Origin of the sequence: Pseudorhodobacter sp. MZDSW-24AT, from assembly GCF_002794355.1 — a bacterium.
Classification (GTDB): domain Bacteria; phylum Pseudomonadota; class Alphaproteobacteria; order Rhodobacterales; family Rhodobacteraceae; genus Pseudotabrizicola.
In genome coordinates this window covers 299,786-318,820 of the sequence record NZ_PGOI01000007.1, presented here as the reverse complement: position 1 = coordinate 318,820, position 19,035 = coordinate 299,786, and the positions used below count along the sequence as shown (strand labels likewise).

Sequence of the window (19,035 nt, the reverse complement as noted above, 5' to 3'; positions counted from 1 at the left end):
CGGACAGATGTCTGCGCGGCGGAGGCATGATGTGAACAATCTGGTTTCCTTGTGGCAGGGGCTGACTGCGGTGAAGCGGCTCATCTTGGTCGCGGCAACCGTCGGCATGTTTCTTTCAGTGCTCGCACTGGCGCGTCTGGGTCAGTCTGGCGGGCAAAGTCTGTTATACGCGGGTCTTGATGGCCGGACGGCCAATGATGTGATCACGGCCTTGGACCAAGCGGGCGTGACCTATGAAGTGCGTGGCGAGTCGATCTATGTGCCAAGCGACGTCCGCGATGCCTTGCGCATGCAGCTTGCCGGGCAGGGCCTGCCGCCCAGCGGCGGCGCGGGATATGAGTTGCTTGACAGTCTTTCCGGCTTTGGAACCACGTCACAGATGTTCGATGCCGCCTATTGGCGCGCGAAGGAAGGCGAGCTTGCCCGCACCATTCTTGTCATGCCGCAAATCCGGGCAGCCCGGGTGCATATCGCGCAAGGCACCCAAATCGGGTTTCAGCGTGACCAGAGCCTGAGCGCCAGCGTCACCGTCACCACAGCCGCTGGCACGCTTTCGGCAGAGCAAGCCAATGCGTTGCGCCATCTTGTGGCCAGTGCAACCGGCAATCTCAAGCCAGAGGATGTGTCAATCATCGATTCGGTAGCCGGATTGATTCCGGGACCACAAGATCCAGCTGTTCCCGCGGCAGGCACTGCACAGGCTCATGACATCAAGCAGAATGTCGAACGCCTTCTAGAGGCGCGGGTCGGGCCGGGACGTGCAGTTGTGGAAGTGTCTGTCGATTTGTTGCGGGAGCGGGAGGCAATTTCAGAACGCATTTTCGATCCTCAGGCTCGGGTGGCCATCTCGTCTGACAGCGAACAAAGCAGCGAGACCTCAAAAGAGGGCAAGGCGGGGGTGACGGTTGCCTCGAACCTTCCGGACGGAGAGGGCGCGGGTGACCAAAGTGGCGAAAGCCAAAGCACCACAAGCCGTGAGCGGGTGAATTTCGAAGTGTCACAAACACAGCGCGACGTTTTGCGTGAGCCGGGTGCGATCCGCCGGCTCACCGTTGCGGTCCTTGTCGATGGTGTGCAGGTCGTGGCCGCCGATGGAACACGCAGCTGGCAAGCGCGATCCGACGCGGAACTTGCGGATCTGCGGGAACTGGTCAGCTCGGCTGCAGGATTGGATGAGGCGCGGGGCGATGTGCTGACGCTGAAATCCCTCGAGTTCCTTCCCAGCCCGGTCGAGGGGGAACTGGCGGAGGCCGGTTTGCTCTCATCCATCGGGCCTCTGGATGTGATGTCACTCCTTCAATTGCTGGTGCTAAGCGTTGTGACCCTTGTCTTGGGCCTGTTCGTGCTGCGTCCTTTGCTGAGCGCGCGCGCGCCCGCTCCCGTCCTTGCCGCGCCGTCAGGAGGGGGATTGGCCTTGCCCGGCCCGGTGGAGGCTTCAGCGCCGGCGGCGCTTACCGGGGAAATCTCGGACGGCTTTGATCTGCCGGCGATGCCGATGGTGAATTTTGACGACAGCGCCCTGTTCAACTCTGCCCCAGAGGCCGCCGATCCGGTGGCCCGTTTGAAAAGGCTGATTGATGAGCGGCAAAGTGAATCGGTCGAGATCTTGCGCAACTGGATGGAAAAGGAAGAGGAGCGCAGCTGATGCCCCCGCTGAAGCTCGAGGTGTTCGAAACCCCTGCGCAGCACGGCGGCGCGCAGACAGTGCTCATGGAGAGCGCGGCACTGGAAGAGGCCCGATTGCAATCCTTTGAGTCTGGTTATGCCGCCGGATGGGAGGATGCCACGGCGGCAGCGCACAGTGAACAGGCCCGCATTGGAAGCGAACTGGCCAATAATCTTCAGCATATGGCCTTTACCTTTCAAGAGGCACGTATGCACATCCTCCGCTCGGTGCAACCGGTCCTGACACAGCTTTGTACGCAACTTTTGCCGCCCTTGGCGCGGGATGTGCTGGCGCCAGTGGTGCTTGATACCTTGATGCCGCTTCTTGACGATCTGTCAGAACAGCCGGTGCATGTTGTCGTGAATCCGACGGCACGCCCTGCCGTTGAAGGGCTGCTGTCGCAGACCGCTGGGCTTGCGCTCGACATCGTCGAAGAACCCAGCCTGGGCGAGGGGCAGGTTTACCTGCGCCTTGGCGATGTCGAGCAGCGGGTCGATCTGGATCATGCCGTCGCCTGCTTGACCACCGCAATACACGATTTTTTTGAGTATGCCGAAAAGGACGGGCGCCATGGATGAGTCAGCTGATGCAAATCCCTTTGCCCAAGTGCCAATCGAGATCACGATTTCTGTCGGCAGGGCACGTCCTTTGGTCCGCGATTTGCTGCGGCTGGGGCAAGATGCCGTTCTGCCGCTGGATCGGCGGGTGGAAGACCCGGTTGAGCTTTACATCGGCGACCGCCTGATCGCGCGCGGCGAGTTGCAGGAGCTGGAGGGGGATCAGGCCGGGCAATTGGCCGTGCGGCTGATTGAGGTCGCCAATCTGCGTGGCGGGCTTTAGGGGCAACACATGGTCTGGCGCCTTGCCCTCTTCCTCGGTCTGATGCTGACACTTTCAGATTCCGCCTTGGCGCAGGATCTGACGCTGAGCCTTGGCGACGGACCGTCGCTTTCGGGAAGGGCGGTTCAGCTGATCCTGCTTTTGACGGTGCTGAGTCTGGCGCCGGGGCTGGCGGTGATGGTGACCTGCTTCCCTTTCGTGGTCACGGTGCTTTCCATCCTGCGGCAGGCCATTGGGCTGCAGCAGGCGCCGCCGAACATGCTGATCGTAAGTCTGGCACTTTTCCTGACATGGTATGTCATGGACCCGGTCTTTACCGAAGCGTGGGTCAATGGCTTGGGTCCCCTGAGCCGCGAAGAGCTGGAACTGGGGCCTGCCATCACCCGCACGCTGGCCCCGTTTCGCGATTTCATGGCTGCCCGGCTGGACGCCGATACCTTTGCCCATCTGGCCGCGCTGCGCCCTGACCCGATGCCCGCGGCCCTGCCTGATGCACCCCTGTCGGTTCTTGTGCCTGCCTTCATGCTGAGCGAGATCAAACTGGCGTTCCAGATCGGTTTTCTGGTTTTTCTGCCTTTCCTGATCATTGATCTGGTGGTGGCGGCCGTTCTGATGTCGATGGGGATGATGATGGTCCCGCCGGCGATTGTGTCCTTGCCGTTCAAGCTGGCGTTCTTCGTTGTCGCTGATGGGTGGAGCCTGATCGCCCAAGCGCTTGTCCGGTCATACTTATGATGCCGCAAGACGCGCCTGCTGAGCTTTCACTCGGCCGCAAGCGCCGCAAGAATGGCTTTCGCGCTGTCACTGTCCCATTCGGCATCACCGATCAGCCGGGCAACTTCTTGTCCTTCGGGATTCAGGATCAGGGTCACGGGCAGGCCCATCACACTCGCCGAACGGGCAAGCTCGGACTGCGGGTCGCGCAGGATCGGAAGATGGGCAATCCCGGCCTCGGCATAAAACTTCTCGATGCCAGGTACGGCATTGCGCCCGGTGGCGACCGGAACGACGGCGATCTCGGGCAAGGCGGCTTGCAGGCGGTCAAGCGAAGGCATTTCATGACGACACGGCGCGCACCACGTGGCCCAGAAATTCAGGACAACCCATTTGCCATGGTAGTCCGCCATCGATGCTGGCGCATCGTTGGCGTCCATCAGGCCAACCTCGGCCAGAGGGACCGGAGCAGCATGCAGGGCCAGCTTTTTCATGTCGCCCTCGCGCAAAGCGGCAACATCGGCGGCAACCGGATTTGCACCAAGCGCCAAGGCCGTATAAAGGATGGCCAGAGTTTTCCGCAGCATAACCCCTCCGAAAGATGCATCCATGACCGCACCCGCAGATCCCAAAGCCGCCAACCAGATGTGGGGCGGGCGCTTCGCCGAAGGGCCGGACGCGATCATGACGGCGATCAATGCCTCGATCGGGTTCGACAAACGGCTCTACGCGCAGGACATTGCCGGGTCGCGTGCCCATGCGGCAATGCTGGCCGCGACGGGTATCCTGACACCTAGCGATGCGGAAGCGATCGGGGAAGGGCTGCTCACCGTGTTGTCAGAGATTGAAACCGGGCAATTCAACTTTCGCACCGATCTCGAAGACATTCATATGAATGTGGAGAACCGCCTGAAAGAGATCATCGGGGTCTCTGCCGGGCGTTTGCACACGGCGCGCAGCCGGAATGACCAAGTGGCGGTCGATTTTCGGCTTTGGGTGCGCGATCAATGCGATGCGGCGATTGCCGGGCTAACGGCCTTGATGCGCGCCTTTGTCGCACAGGCCGAAGCCGGCGCCGACTGGGTGATGCCGGGGTTCACGCATCTGCAGACAGCGCAGCCGGTGACATGGGGGCATCACATGCTGTCTTATGTCGAGATGTTCGCGCGCGACCGCAGCCGGTTCGAGGATGCGCGGGCCCGGATGAACGAATGCCCGCTGGGCGCGGCGGCGCTGGCGGGAACCGGCTTTCCCATCGACCGGCACATGACGGCGCGGGCGCTTGGCTTTGACCGGCCCACCGCAAACAGCCTGGATTCCGTCAGCGACCGCGATTTCGCACTCGAGTTTCTGGCCGCCAGCAGCATCTGCGCCATGCATCTGAGCCGCTTTGCCGAAGAATTGGTGATCTGGTCGAGCGCGCAATTCCGCTTTGTGCGCCTGTCTGACAAATGGACCACCGGCAGCAGCATCATGCCGCAGAAGAAGAACCCGGACGCGGCCGAGCTTTTGCGGGCCAAGATCGGGCGCATTCTGGGGGCGACCGTGGCTTTGTTCACGGTGATGAAGGGGCTGCCGCTGACCTATTCCAAGGACATGCAAGAGGACAAGGAACAGGTCTTTGACGCGTCGGATACGCTGATGCTGGGGCTTGCCGCGATGACCGGAATGGTGAGCGACATGGCCGCCAACCGCGCGGTGCTGGCGCAGGCCGCGGCGAGCGGCTTTTCCACCGCCACCGACTTGGCCGACTGGCTGGTGCGCGAGCTGGGCCTGCCCTTCCGTGACGCGCATCATGTCACGGGCACGCTCGTGGCGCTGGCGGAAAGCCAAGGCTGTGACCTGCCGGATCTGACGCTGGCGCAGATGCAAGGCGTGCACGCTGGCATTCGCGCCGATGTGTTCGATGTGCTGGGCGTGGAAAACTCGGTGCGCTCGCGGCAATCTTATGGTGGCACCGCGCCCGATCAGGTGCGGGCGCAGGTGGCGCGCTGGAAGGAGATGTTGGCATGACCCGGTTGATTTTCCCTGTGCTCGCCTTGGCCGCGCTGGCAGCCTGCGGGGCGGATGGGGCCCCAGAGCGCCCGGTGTCTGGTATCACGGGTGAAGCGCGGGTAGGGGTTGTGCTGCGCTGAACGGCTGGCCGTCGCGGTCGCGCGTGCTAGGTTTGATCTCGGGCAACGGGAGCAGGCGATGACACCGATCCGCACGATCTATTTGGCACTGGCGATCTGGGGCGCCGTGCATCCGATGTATTGGTTTGTCACCTATATGGTTGAGACCGGCACCGGGCTGTCAGGGTTGATCGATGCTTGGTATGTCAATGCCTCGACCACCGGCTTGACCTGGGATCTGACGATTGCGGCCATTGCGCTGACGGTTTGGGTGATCGCCGAGACGTTCAGGCGCAAGGCTTGGGTCAATTTGTTGGCCATCCCGGCCACCTTTTGCATCGGCGTCAGCTGTGGCCTGCCGCTCTATTTGTTCCTGCGGTCACGCTAGGCCACGTTCCGTTTGAAATCGCGCGCGGCAGCGGGTAGATGCAGGCGCGACGTGGAGCCGGGGTTGCGGGGCATATGGACCATTTTTTGTATCAGAACGGACTGCTTCATGCCGAGGATGTGGCGATTGCCGATATCGCGGCCACGGTTGGCACCCCGTTCTATTGCTATTCCGCCGCCACCTTGGCCCGGCATTACCATCTGTTCACCGAGGCGCTGACTCCGCTGCCGCATCTGGTGTGCTTTGCCATCAAGTCGCTGTCGAATGTGGCGGTGCTCAAGCTTTTGGGCGATCTGGGGGCGGGGATGGATGTGGTGTCGGGCGGGGAATACCGCCGGGCGCGCGCCGCCGGGGTGCCGGGAGAGCGGATCGTGTTTTCCGGCGTCGGCAAGACGCGGGAAGAGATGCGGCTGGCCCTGACCGGCGGCATTCGGCAATTCAATGTGGAGTCCGAGCCCGAGATGCGGGCGCTGTCGGAGGTGGCCCTGTCGCTGGGCGTGGTGGCCCCGATCACCATTCGGGTGAACCCGGACGTGGACGCCAAGACCCATGAAAAGATTGCCACCGGCAAAAGCGAGAACAAGTTCGGCATCCCGATTGCCCGCGCGTCCGAGGTTTATGCGGAAGCGGCGGCACTGAAGGGGCTGCGGGTGGTGGGCATCGATGTGCACATCGGCAGCCAGTTGACCGAGCTTGCGCCTTTCGAGCAGGCCTATCTGAAGGTCGCGGATCTGACCCGGCGCCTGCGCAGCGAGGGGCACAGCATCGAACGGCTGGATCTGGGCGGCGGTTTGGGCATTCCCTACGCAAGGTCGAATGAGGCGCCGCCGTTGCCTACCGATTACGGCGCGCTGATCAAGCGGACGGTGGGCGATCTGGGCTGCGAGATCGAGATTGAACCGGGGCGCCTGATCTCGGGCAATGCCGGGATTCTGGTGTCATCGGTAATCTATGTCAAAGAGGGTGAAGGCCGCGATTTCCTGATCGTGGATGCGGCGATGAACGATCTGGTGCGCCCGTCGATGTATGGCGCGCATCATGACATCGTCCCGGTGGTCGAGCCTGCACCCGGCGGCGAGGCGCAGCCTTTTGATGTGGTGGGGCCAGTGTGTGAGACGGGCGATACCTTTGCCAAGCAGCGCGCGCTGTCGCCCTTGGCCGAAGGGGATCTGATCGCCTTTCGCAGTGCGGGGGCCTATGGGGCGGTGATGGCGTCGGAATACAACACCCGTCCGCTGATCCCCGAGGTGCTGGTGAAGGGGGATCACTTCGCTGTCATCAGGGCAAGACCAACCTTTGACGAAATCCTTTCGCGCGATACCATCCCCGCATGGCTGTGACACCCCGTCCAGCCTTTGGAAAGGCTGGCATGGCGGTTTCCGACCCAAAAGATCTGATGACGCGCATTGCTTGGCCGCTGCGGCTGACACATCTGGGGATGTGGGCCGAGCGGGTGACGCGGGCGTTCTGGCCGCTTTGGACGCTGCTGCTTGCGGTGCTTGCGGTGCTGGCGTTTGGCGCGCAGGATCATCTTGCGATCGAATATGTCTGGGCGGGCGCGGCTGTGGTGGGCATCGGCGCGCTGCTGGCGCTGGGGCTTGGCCTGCGGGCGTTTCGCGCGCCCAAGCGGGCCGAGGCGCTGGCGCGGCTGGACTCGCGGCTGCCGGGGCATCCGATTGCGGCGCTGACAGATGTGCAGGCGATTGGTGGCGATGATCCGGCTTCCTTGGCTGTGTGGCGCGCGCATCAGGCGCGGATGGCAGCCCGGGCGGCGCAGGCCCGCGCGGTAGAGCCTGATCTGCGGTTGTCGTCCCGCGATCCCTTCGCGTTGCGCTATGTGGCGCTGACCGCTTTCGTGATGGCGCTGATGTTCGGCTCTTTGTGGCGGGTGACCTCGGTCGCGGCGCTGGCGCCGGGGGCGGGCGGGTCGCTGGCGGCAGGGCCGACGTGGGAAGGCTGGGCGCAGCCGCCCGCCTATACCGGCAGGCCGACCCTTTACCTGAACGATGTGACGGCGGAAACGGTAGAGGTGCCTGTGGGCACCCGCCTGCAGTTTCGCCTTTATGGAGAAGTGGGCGCACTGACGCTGACCGAAACGGTTTCGGGCGCGGCAGAGGTTGCGGCGGCTGAAGCGCAGAGCGTGGCGCGCGATTTCGTGCTCAACACCTCTGGGAATGTCACGATCGAAGGGCCGGGCGGGCGGGCTTGGGCCTTTACGGCCACACCGGACCGGGCGCCGACGATCACGCCGGAAGGCGAGATCGGGCGCGAGGCGGATGGGCGCTTCCGTCAGGGATTTGCCACCAGCGATGATTACGGCGTGGTGCAAGGGCAGGTCAGCATTGCGCTGGATCTGGCCAATATCGACCGCCGCTTTGGTCTGGCCGCCGCGCCAGAGCCGCGCGATCCGGTGGTGCTGGATCTGCCGATGCCGGTCACGGGGGACCGCGCGGCATTTTCCGAAACGCTGATCGATGATCTGTCAGAGCATCCTTTTGCAAATCTGCCGGTTGTGATGACCTTTTCGGCCACGGATGCGGCGGGTCAGTCGGGTGAGGCCGCCCCCTTGGCTGTCACCCTGCCGGGCAAGCGCTTTTTTGATCCTTTGGCCGCGTCGATCATCGAGATGCGGCGCGACCTGCTGTGGACGCGCGAGAATGCGGCACGATCGGCGCAGGTGCTCAAGGCTGTGACCTATCAGCCCGAAGAATTCATCCGCAATCAGCGTGCCTATCTGAGGTTGCGGGTGGTGATGCGGCAGTTGGATGCCGAAAAGGCGAGCCTGACGCCCGAGAAGCGCGACGAGATTGCCGAAGAACTCTGGCAGATTGCCTTGCTGGTGGAAGAGGGCGATCTGGCCAGCGCGATGGAGCGGTTGCGCCGCGCGCAGGATCGGCTGGACGAGGCGATCCGCAATGGCGCGAGCCCGGAAGAGATTGACCAGCTGATGCAGGAGATGCGTCAGGCACTGGCCGATTACATGCAGCAACTGGCCGAAGAATCTCAACGCAACCCTGACAGCGCGCTTTCTCAGAACATGGAAGGCATGGAGATGTCAGGCGATCAGTTGCAGGAAATGCTGGATGAATTGCAGCGCCTGATGGAAGAGGGCCGGATGGCCGAGGCGCAAGAGCTCATGGAAATGCTGCGGCAGCTGATGGAAAACATGCAGGTGACGCAAGGCGAGGGGCAGGGTCAGGGCCAAGGTCAGGGGCAGGGCAATCAGGCCATGCGCGAGCTGGGAGAGACGCTGCGCGATCAGCAGGGCCTTTCGGATGATGCCTTCCGCGATTTGCAGGATGGGCAGCAAGGTCAGCAGCCGGGACAAGAGGGCCAAGGCGGTGAAGGCTTGGCCCAGCGTCAGCAGGAGTTGCGCGATCGTCTGGGCCAGTTGGGCCGTGGGGAACTGCCGGGAGAGGGCAGCGAGCGTGGTGAGGCCGGACGGCAGCAAATGGACCGTGCGGGTCGTGCCATGCGCGAGGCCGAGGATGCGCTGCGCAACGGCGACTTGCCCGGCGCGCTCGACCGTCAGGCGGAGGCGATGGAAGCCTTGCGCGAAGGCATGCGCAACTTTGGCGAGGCCTTGGCGGAAGAGCAGCGCGATCAGCAGAATGGCGCCGGAGAGGGCGAGGCTTTTGGCCGCGCCGATCCCAACAGCCAGCGCGATCCGCTGGGGCGCGAGCCCGGCGATTCCGCGCGGATCGGATCGGACCGGAACATGCTGCAAGGGGAAGATGTCTATCGCCGGGCGCAGGATCTGCTGGACGAAATCCGCCGCCGCACCGGCGACCAAGACCGCCCCGAGGCCGAGCGTGACTATCTGCGGCGCTTGCTGGATATGTTCTGAAAACCGGGCGCGGCGCTTTTGGGCGCCGCGCTTTCGCCTTTAGCGCAGGCGCAGTTCGGTTTTGGCGTCAAAGGCCATCAGATGGGCCGGATCAAAGCTGATGCCGACGTGATCGCCCAGCCGCACGCTTGGGGTGTCGCGCGATTCAAGGACCAGCTTTTCGCCCGTCGCGGCGCTGACATGCAGATAGCTGACGCCCCCCAGCGCTTCGATCATCTCAACCTTGTGGCTGTTGCCTTCGGCCAGCGTCAGATGCTGCGGGCGCAGACCAAGGGTGACAGCGGCCCCGGCTTCGGGCAAGCGTGTCGCAACCGGGGTCGGGCCATTCAGCCCCGCTGCGGTGACCATGCCGGGCCCGTCGACACGGGCGGCGATGAAGTTCATCGCCGGGCTGCCGATGAATCCGGCGACAAATTTGTTGTCGGGATCGTGGTAGAGTTCAAGCGGGGCGCCCACCTGCTCTACCCGGCCCGCACGCAGCACGACGATCTTGTCGGCCAGTGTCATGGCTTCAACCTGATCATGGGTGACATAGATCATCGTCGCACCGATTTCGCGGTGCAGTCGGGCGATCTCCACCCGCATTTCCACCCGCAGTTCGGCGTCAAGGTTTGAAAGGGGTTCATCGAACAGGAACACCTCGGGCCCGCGCACGATGGCGCGACCGATGGCGACACGTTGGCGTTGGCCACCGGACAACGCTTTGGGCTTGCGGGTCAGATAGGCATCCAGTTTCAGGATGCGGCTCGCCTCGGCGACCTTTCGGTCAATCTCGGCCTTGGGGTGGCCTGTCATTTTCAGGCCAAAGCCCATGTTCTCGGCCACGGTCATGTGCGGATAAAGCGCATAGGTTTGGAACACCATGGCCACCCCACGCTCGGCAGGGTCGGCATGGGTGACATCGCGGCTTCCGATGCGGATCGCGCCGCTGGTGGTGTCTTCCAGCCCCGCGATCATCCGCAAAAGCGTGGACTTGCCGCAGCCCGACGGGCCGACAAAGACGCAGAACTCCCCGTCCTTGACCTCCAGATCGACACCATGGATGACACGCACATCCCCAAAGCTCTTGACCACGCCGTTCAGCGTAACGCCTGTCATACCCGTTTCCTCCCGTTATTCCTGCTCTGGAAAGCGCCAGCTTTCCGCCTCGGCGGCGATTTGCGCCGCGCAATCCTTGATTCGTGGTGCCTCTGCCTCCAGCCCGGCAAGCGTGCTGCGCGCGGTGGTAGAGGTGACGGACAGTGCGCCGAGAACCCGGCCATTGCGGCTGAGGATCGGGGCGGCGCAACAGATGATCCCCGGCTCATGCTCTTCGCGGTCGAAGGCATAACCCCGGGTGCGAATCGCCCTGAGTTCGGCGCGGAGTTTATCGGGGGTGTCGAGCGTGTGCTCGGTAAAGCGGTGGAAGGACTGCCGTGAAATGGCGGCGGCGATGGCGTCTTCCGACATGAAGGCAAGCATCGCCTTGCCGACCCCGGTGCAATAGGCAGGGCCAACCTTTCCCGCCTGCGAAAACATCTCGACCGGCTTCGCGGCATTGCGCTTGTCGACGTAAAGAACCTGTCCCTGATCGATCTGTGCCAGATGGACGGTTTCGCCAGTCACGGCTGCCAAGTCACTGATAAACGGGCGTGCGATCGGAGCAAGCGAGCTTTGAGCCCAAGCCGCATGAGCAAGGCGCACCAGACGCACCCCCAGCGTATAGGTGCCCCGATCCGCGTCGTGAGACAGCATGCCCTGATGCGTCAGCGTCTGCAAGAAGCGGTAGAGTGTGGCCTTGGGATAGGGGGATTTTTCCAGCAGATCCGAGAAGCGCACAGGCTTGCCATGGCCTGCCACAAGGTCGAGCACATCCAGCGCCTTGCCGACCGTGCCATCGGCGTGTCCTTCGCTTCCCATCCCTGCCTCCCGCAGCGTCCCTGTTGACAGCCATAGCAATAGCGGACATAGTTTTCAATATTCAAGACTAAGTTTCAAATAATGGAACCAAAGGGAGGAAACCATGGTCCATCTTGCACGGGGCGCTTTGGCGCTGACCGCGGCACTGCTGATGACGACGGCGGCATCGGCGCAGCAACGGGTTTTGACCTTCACCACCGACAACAACGATCCGGCGCCGAAAGCGGCATGGGAGCAGTTGGTGGCGGATTTCGAGGCCGAGAACCCGGATGTTGACGTCCAGATGAACATCATGGACCGCGAGGCCTACAAAACCGCGATCCGCAACTTCCTGACCACCGATCCGCCAGATGTGGCAAACTGGTATCCGGCCAACCGGATGGCGCCGTTTGTCTCGGCCGGGCTGTTTCTGGATATTTCGGACGTTTACGCCGAGAATGACCTGACCACAAAGCTGGCGTCGACCCTGCCGATCGTGACGCAGGACGGCAAGCAGTGGATGGTGCCTTACACCTATTACCAGTGGGGCATGTATTTCAACCGCACCGTCTATGACCAAGTTGGGGCCACTATTCCCGCAACCTGGGAAGAATTCTTGGCCAATTGCGAGAAGTTCAAGGCCGCGGGCATCGACTGTCTGACCACCGGATCGAGCCAGTTGTGGCCGATCGCCGGGATCTTTGACTATCTGAACCTGCGCACCAACGGGTATGAGTTCCACAAGGCGCTGACCAATGGCGAAGTGGCCTGGACCGATGACCGTGTCCGCGCGACCTTCGCCGAATGGGCCAAGGTGCTGCCCTATACCACCGCGAACCATGCCGCGATCGACTGGCAGGATGCGGTGCCGTTGATCGTGCAGGGCAAAGCGGCCAACTATGTGATGGGGAACTTCGCGGTTGCGGCTTTCAAGGAAGGCGGCATGACCGACGAGACCTTGGGCTTCCTGCCCTTCCCGACGATCAACGCCGACGTGCCGCGCGCCGAAGAAGCGCCGACCGATGCCGTCTTCATCCCGGCAGGGGCCAAGAACGTGGACGACGCCAAGAAGTTCATGGCCTATGTCGCCCGCGCCGATGTGCAGACCAAGCTGAACGCAGCGCTTGGCCAGTTGCCGGTGAATGCCGATGCCACCGTGGGCGAAGACCCGTTCCTGAAGGCCGGGTTCGAGATGCTTTCGACCACGCCGGGCGGCATTGCGCAGTTCTTTGACCGCGACGCGCCTGCCGAAATGGCCAAGGTCGGGATGGAAGGCTTCCAAGAGTTCATGGTGCGGCCTGAAAACCTTGATGCGATCCTTGACCGGCTCGAAAAGTCCCGCGCGCGGATCTATCAGTAACGCAGTCAGGCGGAGCGGCACCCGGTGCTGCTCTGCCCCATCGCCCCGGCGTGTGATCGCCGGGGCCTTGCTTTCCCGGATGAGATGAGGCCGCCCATGCCCGCGACAGGCAGACTGACCCAGCGCAAACTGGCCCCTTGGCTGTTTCTGGCCCCCGGCCTGATCATGTTCATGGTCTATGTGATCATCCCGATCTTTCAGTCGATGTGGATCAGCTTTTACGACTGGGACGGGCTGGGCGAGGCGCGCTGGATTGGCACCGCAAATTATGTCGAACTGGTGGATGACGATGCCTTCTACACCGCGTTGAAGAACAACGTGATTTGGCTGGTTCTTTATATGCTGGCGGTCCCGGCGGGGCTGTTGATCGCGATTTTCCTGAATCAGACGATCACGGGGATGCGGCTTTACAAGTCTTTGTTCTTTTTTCCTTTCGTGATTTCGCAGGTCGTGGTTGGCCTGATGTTCTCGTGGTTCTATGCGCCCAACTTCGGCCTGTTCTACAGCCTGATCGAATGGCTGACCGGGAGCGGTGTCGCCATTCTGGCGGATGACCGTTATGTGACCTATGGCATCATCGCCGCCGGACTTTGGCCGCAGATCGCCTATGTGATGATCCTGTATCTGACGGGTCTGAACAACGTGGCGCCCGATCAGGTGGAGGCCGCGCGGCTGGACGGGGCCAAGGGCTGGCGGATGCTGTGGTATGTGATCCTGCCGCAACTGCGCCCCGCCACCTTTATCGCCGTGGTGGTGACGCTTCTGGGGGCGCTGCGGTCTTTCGATCTTGTGTCGATCATGACAGCGGGCGGGCCGTTCGGGTCGTCGCGCGTGCTGTCCTATTACATGTTCGAACAGGCCCTGTCGGAATACGGCTATCGCATGGGCTATGGCGCGGCGATTGCCGTGGTGCTGTTCGCCATCATGATGATTTTCATCTCGGGCTTCATCTGGAAGATGTGGCGCGACGAGACGGAGCGTTAAGTCCATGTTCCCGCGTCCTATTTCCCAACTCTCTGCGCCGTCGCAGATGCTTTATAAAATCGCCGTTCCGGTGGCGCTTCTGTTGTGGCTGTTGCCGCTTCTGGGGGTTGCCATGACCTCGGTCCGGCCCGCGTCGGATCTGGCGCAGGGCAATTACTTTGGCTTGCCCTCGGCGCTTGCCTTCGAGAATTACGCGACCGTGTTCCGCAATACGCCGATGCTGCAATACATGCTGAACTCATTTTATGTGACGATCCCCACGGTGATCGGCGCGCTGGCCTTGTCTTGTATGACGGGCTTTGCCCTTGCGGTGTACAAGTTCCCGTCGAACCTAATCGTGTTCTTCCTGTTCGTTGCGGGCAATTTCGTGCCGTTCCAGATCCTTATGGTGCCGGTGCGCGATCTGACGCTGTCCTTGGGGATGTATAACACCTGGTATGGGCTGGCGCTGTTCCACATCGCGTTCCAGACCGGGTTCTGCACGCTGTTCATGCGCAATTTCATCAAGGCGCTGCCGGTCGAGTTGATCGAGGCCGCGCGCGTGGAAGGGGTTTCGGAATGGCGGATCTTCTGGTTCATCGTGATCCCGCTGATGCGCCCGGCGATTGCCGCGCTGTCAGTGCTGGTCTTCACCTTTATCTGGAATGACTTTTTCTGGGCCACGGTGCTGACCACCTCGGCCGCGACGCAACCGGTGACGGCGGGCCTGTCCTCGCTGAACGGGCAGTGGATCGCGCAGTGGCATCTGGTCTCGGCGGGGTCGATCCTTGCGGCGCTGCCGCCGGTGCTGATGTTTTTCCTTATGCAACGGCATTTCATTGCCGGGCTGACGCTTGGAGCGGTGAAGTGATGCAATGGCGGATGGATGCGGGCGGCCAGACGCTTGCCTTTGGCACGGATGGCGGCTTGCCGGCGGTGATCTATTGGGGCGCGCGGCTGCCCGAGGGCGAAGATCTGGCGCAACTGGCCGCCAGTGCGCGCCATGATCTGACCGGGGGCATGATCGACACGCTGCCCGACCTGACGCTGACGCCGGAGTCGGGCCGGGTGTTTGCCGGGCAACCGGGGCTGATCTGCGCCGAGGCCGATGGCACGCCGCTGCATCCCGTCTTTCGCTTTGACCGGACCGAAGCGGCGGAGGGGCGGCTGTCGCTGATCTCGACCGCCCAAGGGATCACGCTGACGCATCACATCACCGCGCAGGCGACGGGGGTGTTTACCCTGCAAACGGTGCTAGAGGCGGATCGCGATATCCGCATCAGCTGGCTGGCGGCGCCCGTGCTGCCGGCGCCGCAGGCGGCCGAGACCATGGTGGATGTGCACGGCCGCTGGGTGCGCGAATTCCATCTGAACCATGTCAAATGGACCCCCGGCATCCGCCTGCGCGAGGCGCGCACGGGCCGGTCGGGGCATGAGCACCCGCCCTATCTGATCCTGCCCGAATTCGGCTGCACCAACACCCAAGGCGCGGCCTATGCGTTGCATTATGCGTGGTCGGGCGGGCACCGGATGGTGGCCGAAGAGCTGCCCGATGGCCGCCGTCAGGTGCAGTTCGGCGCGCCTTTGGGGGCGGAGCCCCGACCCGCGCGGCGGTTTGCAACGGCCGAGCTGATTGCGGTCCATTCGCAGAGCGGGCTGAACGGGATTGCCGCGGCGTTTCAGGCGGATACGCGCGACCGCGTGGTCACTTGGCCCAACCCCGGCCGTCCGCGCCCGGTGCATTACAATTGCTGGGAAGCGATCTATTTCAACCACACGCTGGCCGATCTGTCGGAAATCGCCGACCGTGCCGCCGCGCTGGGGGCCGAGCGCTTTGTGCTGGATGACGGCTGGTTTGGCCGCCGCGATGATGACACCACCTCGCTGGGCGACTGGACGATTGACCGCAACAAATGGCCGGAGGGTCTGCACCCGCTGATTGCGCATGTGAAATCGCTGGGGATGACCTTTGGCCTGTGGTTCGAGCCGGAAATGGTGAACCCCGACTCGGATCTACACCGCGCGCATCCCGACTGGATGCTGGGGCCGGTGGATCAGGTGACGGGCCGCAACCAGTTGGTGCTGGATCTGTCTCGGGCCGAGGTGCGGGATTACCTGTTCACCGCCGTGTCGGCGATCCTGGCCGAATATGACATCGACTACATCAAATGGGATCACAACCGGCTGTTGCCGGTGGTGGATGTTGCGCAGGCTGATGGCGCTTATGATCTGTTTGACCGCCTGCGCGCCGCGCATCCGGGGGTAGAGATTGAAAGCTGTGCGTCGGGCGGCGGGCGGATTGACGCCGGCATTCTGGCGCGCACGCATCGGGTGTGGCTGTCGGATTGCATCGACGCCGAAGAACGGCTGCGGATGCAGCATGATGCGGCGCTGTTCCTGCCCTCTTGTGTGACCGGCAGCCATGTCGGCGCTTTTCACAGCCACACCACGGGGCGCGCCTTGCCGATGGCCTTTCGGGCCTGGGTGGCGGCGCAGCGGCATTTCGGCTTTGAAATGGACCCGCGCAAGATCTCGGACGCTGATGCGGCGGTGCTGCGTGAGGTGACAGCGTGGTACAAGGCGAACCGCGACTGGATGATGGCGGGACGCATCCTGCGGCTGGACAGTGCCGACCCCACGGTCACGGCCGAGATGCAGCTGGCCAAGGACGGCGGGCGCTTTGTGCTGTTTGCCGGGCAGAATGCGCAGACGGTGCAGATCCTGCCGCGCCCCTTGCGGTTGACCGGGCTTGACCCTGCGGCACGCTATCGTATCACCCTGCGCAATCCGGGCGACAAACCGCCGCAGTCACGCGGCCCCAATGCGTTGAAGGACGGGCCGCTGGTCCTGTCGGGGGCCGCGTTGATGGGGCAGGGGATCTTGTTGCCGGTGGCATGGCCCGCGACGATGTGGGTGGTAGAGGGAGAGCGGCTGTGACGCCAGACTGGATCGCGGTAGACTGGGGCACCTCGAACCTGCGGGTCTGGGCGATGGGGCCCGAGGGCGTCCGCGCGCAGGCCACCTCGGATGACGGGATGGGGCGGTTGACGCGGGATCAGTTCGAACCCGCGCTGATGGCGCTGATTGCACCTTGGCTGGGCGCAAAGGTGGTGCCGGTTATCGTCTGCGGCATGGCGGGCAGCCGTCAGGGCTGGTTCGAGGCGCCCTATCGCGCGGTGCCTTGCACGCCGTTGGACCGGGCCGGACTGGTGCAGGTGCCGGTGCAAGAGACGCGGATCGCGGTGTTCATCGCGCCGGGGTTGAAGCAGGCCAAGCCCGCCGATGTGATGCGCGGTGAGGAAACCCAGATCGCGGGCGCGCTTGCGCTGCATCCGGCCTTTGACGGGGTGATGTGCCTGCCCGGCACCCATTCGAAATGGGCGCAGATCAGCGCGGGCGAGGTGGTGAGTTTCCAGACCTTCCTGACCGGCGAGATGTTTGCGCTGTTGTCGGAACAGTCGGTGTTGCGGCACGGGATGCAGGGCAAGGGCTGGGACGACGCCGCCTTTGATACCGGCCTGTCCGATGCGCTGTCGCGCCCCGACCGGATCGGCGCGCAACTGTTCAACCTGCGTGCCGAAGGGCTGATCGCCGACCTGTCCCCCGCCCGCGCCCGCGCGCGGCTTTCGGGACTGCTGATAGGGATCGAACTGGCTGCGGCCAAACCTTATTGGCTGGGGCAGGCGGTCACCCTGATTGGGGCCGATGCGCTGTGCCAAAGCTATGCGCGTGCTTTGCGCACCCAAGGGGTAGAGGCACGACTGCTGCCCGCCACAGAATGTAGCCTCGCCGGGTTGGCCAGCCTTGCCCGCCAGTTGGAGACCACCGCATGACCCACCGCAACCTGATTGCCATTCTGCGCGGCATCACCCCGCCCGATGCGGTGCCGGTGGCCGAGGCGCTTGTGGCCGCCGGGATCACCCGGATCGAGGTGCCGCTGAACTCGCCCGACCCGCTGACGTCGATCGCGGCCATGTCGCGGGCTTTGCAGGGTGTGGCGCAGATCGGCGCGGGCACGGTGCTGACGGTGGCGGATGTGGCGGCGGTGCAGGCGGCGGGGGGGACGCTGATCGTGTCGCCCAACTGCGACCCCGAGGTGATTGCCGCCACCAAGGCGCGTGGGATGGACAGTTGGCCCGGTGTGATGACGCCGACCGAATGCTTTGCCGCGCTGAAGGCCGGGGCGGATGGGTTGAAGATCTTTCCGGCCTCGCTGATCGGGCCGGAAGGGGTCAAGGCGATCCGCGCGGTGTTGCCAAAAGGCTGTCAGGTCTACGCGGTCGGCGGGGCCGGGGCGCAGAACTTTGGCGACTGGGTGAAGGCGGGCGCAAACGGCTTTGGCATCGGCACCGCGCTTTACACCCCCGGTCTGTCGGTGGCCGAGGTGACGGCGCGGGCCAAGGCCATTGTGGCCGCCTATGACGAGGCGGTGAAATGACGGTGTTTGACACCACCAACTGCACCTTGGGCGAAGGGCCGCTCTGGCACCCCGAGCGGGGGGAGTTGCTGTGGTTCGACATTGTGAACAAGCGTTTGCATTCCGCCAGCCGCCAGTGGGATTTCCCGGAGATCGTCAGCGCGGCGGGCTGGATCAGCCGCGATGCGCTGCTGATCGCATCCGAGTCGCGGCTGTTCCGCTTTGATCTGTCCACCGGGGCCGAGGAAACGCTGTGCGCGCTTGAACCCGAGATCGCGGGCAACCGGTCGAACGATGGCCGCGCCGATCCGATGGGCGGCTTCTGGATCGGCACCATGTCCAAGCAGGAAACCAAAGGCGCAGGTGCATTCTACCGTTTTTACAAGGGCGAAATGCGCAAGCTGTGGGGCGGCATCACCGTGACCAATGCGCAGTGCTTCGCCCCCGATGGCCGCACCGCCTATTTCAGCGACACGCCGACGCATCAGGTGATGCGGGTGGCGCTGGATGCGAGCGGCTGGCCCTGTGCCGCGCCGGAGGTCGCTTTGGATTTCACCGCGCCAGGCTGGTATCCCGATGGGGCGGTCACCGATGCGGCGGGCAATCTGTGGATTGCCTTCTGGGGGCGTGGCTGTGTCGAAGCCTATACGCCCGCAGGCGAAAAGCTGGCGCACTACGATTTTCCCTGCCCGCAAACCACCTGTCCGGCCTTTGGCGGCGCGGATTTCAGCCGTCTTTACTGCACCTCGGCCGCGCGCGATCTGACCGACGCAAACCCCGCAAACGGCCAGACCTTTGCGGTGGACACCTCTTTCAAGGGCCGCGCCGAGCCGCGCGTCCTGCTCTGA

General features: G+C 63.4%; 19 protein-coding genes. 16 read left to right on the top strand and 3 right to left on the bottom strand.

The window, feature by feature from the left end; genetic code table 11:
• Positions 1 to 7: 7 nt before the first annotated feature.
• The 4 genes from fliF to fliP are packed head-to-tail and all read left to right on the top strand — an operon-like array spanning position 8 to position 3,241.
• Positions 8 to 1,645, top strand: coding sequence for a flagellar basal-body MS-ring/collar protein FliF (gene fliF / locus CUR21_RS07570; protein ID WP_100196400.1), 1,638 nt, complete (start codon positions 8 to 10; stop codon positions 1,643 to 1,645).
• Positions 1,645 to 2,244, top strand: coding sequence for a flagellar biosynthesis protein (locus CUR21_RS07565; protein WP_100196399.1), 600 nt, complete (start codon positions 1,645 to 1,647; stop codon positions 2,242 to 2,244). The genes fliF and CUR21_RS07565 overlap by 1 nt, the downstream gene beginning before the upstream one ends.
• Positions 2,237 to 2,506: a FliM/FliN family flagellar motor switch protein gene (locus CUR21_RS07560; protein WP_100196398.1), complete on the top strand. Its 270-nt coding sequence runs from the start codon at positions 2,237 to 2,239 to the stop codon at positions 2,504 to 2,506. Before CUR21_RS07565 ends, CUR21_RS07560 begins: the two co-directional genes overlap by 8 nt.
• A gap of 9 nt (positions 2,507 to 2,515) precedes the next feature.
• A complete protein-coding gene (fliP, locus tag CUR21_RS07555; RefSeq protein ID WP_100196397.1) occupies positions 2,516 to 3,241 on the top strand; it encodes a flagellar type III secretion system pore protein FliP in 726 nt (241 codons plus the stop codon).
• Positions 3,242 to 3,267: 26 nt separating this feature from the next.
• Here the strand turns inward: fliP and CUR21_RS07550 are convergent, their stop codons facing one another.
• A complete protein-coding gene (locus tag CUR21_RS07550; protein WP_100196396.1) occupies positions 3,268 to 3,807 on the bottom strand; it encodes a TlpA disulfide reductase family protein in 540 nt (179 codons plus the stop codon).
• 22 nt (positions 3,808 to 3,829) lie between these two features.
• Here CUR21_RS07550 and argH point away from each other — a divergent pair, with 22 nt between their 5' ends.
• The 5 genes from argH to CUR21_RS07525 all read left to right on the top strand — a co-directional run bounded on the left by argH (position 3,830) and on the right by CUR21_RS07525 (position 9,569).
• Complete coding sequence (gene argH / locus CUR21_RS07545) at positions 3,830 to 5,233, top strand: argininosuccinate lyase (protein WP_100196395.1); 1,404 nt, start codon at positions 3,830 to 3,832, stop codon at positions 5,231 to 5,233.
• Complete coding sequence (locus CUR21_RS07540; protein WP_100196394.1) at positions 5,230 to 5,355, top strand: argininosuccinate lyase; 126 nt, start codon at positions 5,230 to 5,232, stop codon at positions 5,353 to 5,355. Before argH ends, CUR21_RS07540 begins: the two co-directional genes overlap by 4 nt.
• Before the next feature lie 58 nt (positions 5,356 to 5,413).
• Entirely contained in the window at positions 5,414 to 5,722 is a 309-nt protein-coding gene (locus CUR21_RS07535) for a DUF2834 domain-containing protein (protein WP_100196393.1), read from the top strand.
• A gap of 74 nt (positions 5,723 to 5,796) precedes the next feature.
• Complete coding sequence (gene lysA, locus CUR21_RS07530; RefSeq protein WP_100196392.1) at positions 5,797 to 7,062, top strand: diaminopimelate decarboxylase; 1,266 nt, start codon at positions 5,797 to 5,799, stop codon at positions 7,060 to 7,062.
• A gap of 56 nt (positions 7,063 to 7,118) precedes the next feature.
• Positions 7,119 to 9,569 (top strand): DUF4175 domain-containing protein, encoded by a 2,451-nt coding sequence (locus tag CUR21_RS07525; RefSeq protein WP_232622719.1) that lies wholly within the window; start codon positions 7,119 to 7,121, stop codon positions 9,567 to 9,569.
• A 39-nt stretch (positions 9,570 to 9,608) separates the two neighbouring features.
• On the opposite strand, the gene CUR21_RS07520 is transcribed toward CUR21_RS07525, so the two are convergent.
• Together CUR21_RS07520 and CUR21_RS07515 are read right to left on the bottom strand one after the other, a co-directional pair.
• Entirely contained in the window at positions 9,609 to 10,667 is a 1,059-nt protein-coding gene (locus tag CUR21_RS07520; protein WP_100196390.1) for an ABC transporter ATP-binding protein, read from the bottom strand.
• Between the two features lie 15 nt (positions 10,668 to 10,682).
• Positions 10,683 to 11,468 (bottom strand): IclR family transcriptional regulator, encoded by a 786-nt coding sequence (locus CUR21_RS07515; RefSeq protein ID WP_100196389.1) that lies wholly within the window; start codon positions 11,466 to 11,468, stop codon positions 10,683 to 10,685.
• Positions 11,469 to 11,571: 103 nt separating this feature from the next.
• Between CUR21_RS07515 and CUR21_RS07510 the strand changes: the two genes are divergently transcribed.
• From CUR21_RS07510 to CUR21_RS07480, 7 genes are all read left to right on the top strand, one after another.
• Complete coding sequence (locus tag CUR21_RS07510; RefSeq protein WP_100196388.1) at positions 11,572 to 12,807, top strand: ABC transporter substrate-binding protein; 1,236 nt, start codon at positions 11,572 to 11,574, stop codon at positions 12,805 to 12,807.
• A gap of 96 nt (positions 12,808 to 12,903) precedes the next feature.
• A complete protein-coding gene (locus CUR21_RS07505; RefSeq protein ID WP_100196387.1) occupies positions 12,904 to 13,791 on the top strand; it encodes a carbohydrate ABC transporter permease in 888 nt (295 codons plus the stop codon).
• Positions 13,792 to 13,795: 4 nt separating this feature from the next.
• Complete coding sequence (locus CUR21_RS07500; RefSeq protein ID WP_100196386.1) at positions 13,796 to 14,641, top strand: carbohydrate ABC transporter permease; 846 nt, start codon at positions 13,796 to 13,798, stop codon at positions 14,639 to 14,641.
• Positions 14,641 to 16,707 carry an alpha-galactosidase gene (locus CUR21_RS07495; RefSeq protein ID WP_100196385.1) on the top strand — a complete coding sequence of 689 codons (2,067 nt, stop codon included), beginning with the start codon at positions 14,641 to 14,643 and terminating at the stop codon, positions 16,705 to 16,707. The genes CUR21_RS07500 and CUR21_RS07495 overlap by 1 nt, the downstream gene beginning before the upstream one ends.
• The gene (locus CUR21_RS07490; RefSeq protein ID WP_100196384.1) at positions 16,704 to 17,603 is read left to right on the top strand and encodes a 2-dehydro-3-deoxygalactonokinase; all 900 of its coding nucleotides are present in this window, start codon (positions 16,704 to 16,706) and stop codon (positions 17,601 to 17,603) included. Before CUR21_RS07495 ends, CUR21_RS07490 begins: the two co-directional genes overlap by 4 nt.
• Complete coding sequence (locus CUR21_RS07485) at positions 17,600 to 18,208, top strand: 2-dehydro-3-deoxy-6-phosphogalactonate aldolase (RefSeq protein WP_100196383.1); 609 nt, start codon at positions 17,600 to 17,602, stop codon at positions 18,206 to 18,208. The genes CUR21_RS07490 and CUR21_RS07485 overlap by 4 nt, the downstream gene beginning before the upstream one ends.
• A complete protein-coding gene (locus CUR21_RS07480) occupies positions 18,205 to 19,035 on the top strand; it encodes an SMP-30/gluconolactonase/LRE family protein (protein WP_100196382.1) in 831 nt (276 codons plus the stop codon). Before CUR21_RS07485 ends, CUR21_RS07480 begins: the two co-directional genes overlap by 4 nt.

Bases quoted from the DNA above. Each gene is read 5' to 3' on its own strand.
- fliF (WP_100196400.1), top strand. From the start codon at position 8: ATGTCTGCGCGGCGGAGGCATGATGTGAACAATCTGGTTTCCTTGTGG.
- CUR21_RS07565 (WP_100196399.1), top strand. From the start codon at position 1,645: ATGCCCCCGCTGAAGCTCGAGGTGTTCGAAACCCCTGCGCAGCACGGC.
- CUR21_RS07560 (WP_100196398.1), top strand. From the start codon at position 2,237: ATGGATGAGTCAGCTGATGCAAATCCCTTTGCCCAAGTGCCAATCGAG.
- fliP (WP_100196397.1), top strand. From the start codon at position 2,516: ATGGTCTGGCGCCTTGCCCTCTTCCTCGGTCTGATGCTGACACTTTCA.
- CUR21_RS07550 (WP_100196396.1), bottom strand. From the start codon at position 3,807: ATGCTGCGGAAAACTCTGGCCATCCTTTATACGGCCTTGGCGCTTGGT.
- argH (WP_100196395.1), top strand. From the start codon at position 3,830: ATGACCGCACCCGCAGATCCCAAAGCCGCCAACCAGATGTGGGGCGGG.
- CUR21_RS07540 (WP_100196394.1), top strand. From the start codon at position 5,230: ATGACCCGGTTGATTTTCCCTGTGCTCGCCTTGGCCGCGCTGGCAGCC.
- CUR21_RS07535 (WP_100196393.1), top strand. From the start codon at position 5,414: ATGACACCGATCCGCACGATCTATTTGGCACTGGCGATCTGGGGCGCC.
- lysA (WP_100196392.1), top strand. From the start codon at position 5,797: ATGGACCATTTTTTGTATCAGAACGGACTGCTTCATGCCGAGGATGTG.
- CUR21_RS07525 (WP_232622719.1), top strand. From the start codon at position 7,119: ATGACGCGCATTGCTTGGCCGCTGCGGCTGACACATCTGGGGATGTGG.
- CUR21_RS07520 (WP_100196390.1), bottom strand. From the start codon at position 10,667: ATGACAGGCGTTACGCTGAACGGCGTGGTCAAGAGCTTTGGGGATGTG.
- CUR21_RS07515 (WP_100196389.1), bottom strand. From the start codon at position 11,468: ATGGGAAGCGAAGGACACGCCGATGGCACGGTCGGCAAGGCGCTGGAT.
- CUR21_RS07510 (WP_100196388.1), top strand. From the start codon at position 11,572: ATGGTCCATCTTGCACGGGGCGCTTTGGCGCTGACCGCGGCACTGCTG.
- CUR21_RS07505 (WP_100196387.1), top strand. From the start codon at position 12,904: ATGCCCGCGACAGGCAGACTGACCCAGCGCAAACTGGCCCCTTGGCTG.
- CUR21_RS07500 (WP_100196386.1), top strand. From the start codon at position 13,796: ATGTTCCCGCGTCCTATTTCCCAACTCTCTGCGCCGTCGCAGATGCTT.
- CUR21_RS07495 (WP_100196385.1), top strand. From the start codon at position 14,641: ATGCAATGGCGGATGGATGCGGGCGGCCAGACGCTTGCCTTTGGCACG.
- CUR21_RS07485 (WP_100196383.1), top strand. From the start codon at position 17,600: ATGACCCACCGCAACCTGATTGCCATTCTGCGCGGCATCACCCCGCCC.
- CUR21_RS07480 (WP_100196382.1), top strand. From the start codon at position 18,205: ATGACGGTGTTTGACACCACCAACTGCACCTTGGGCGAAGGGCCGCTC.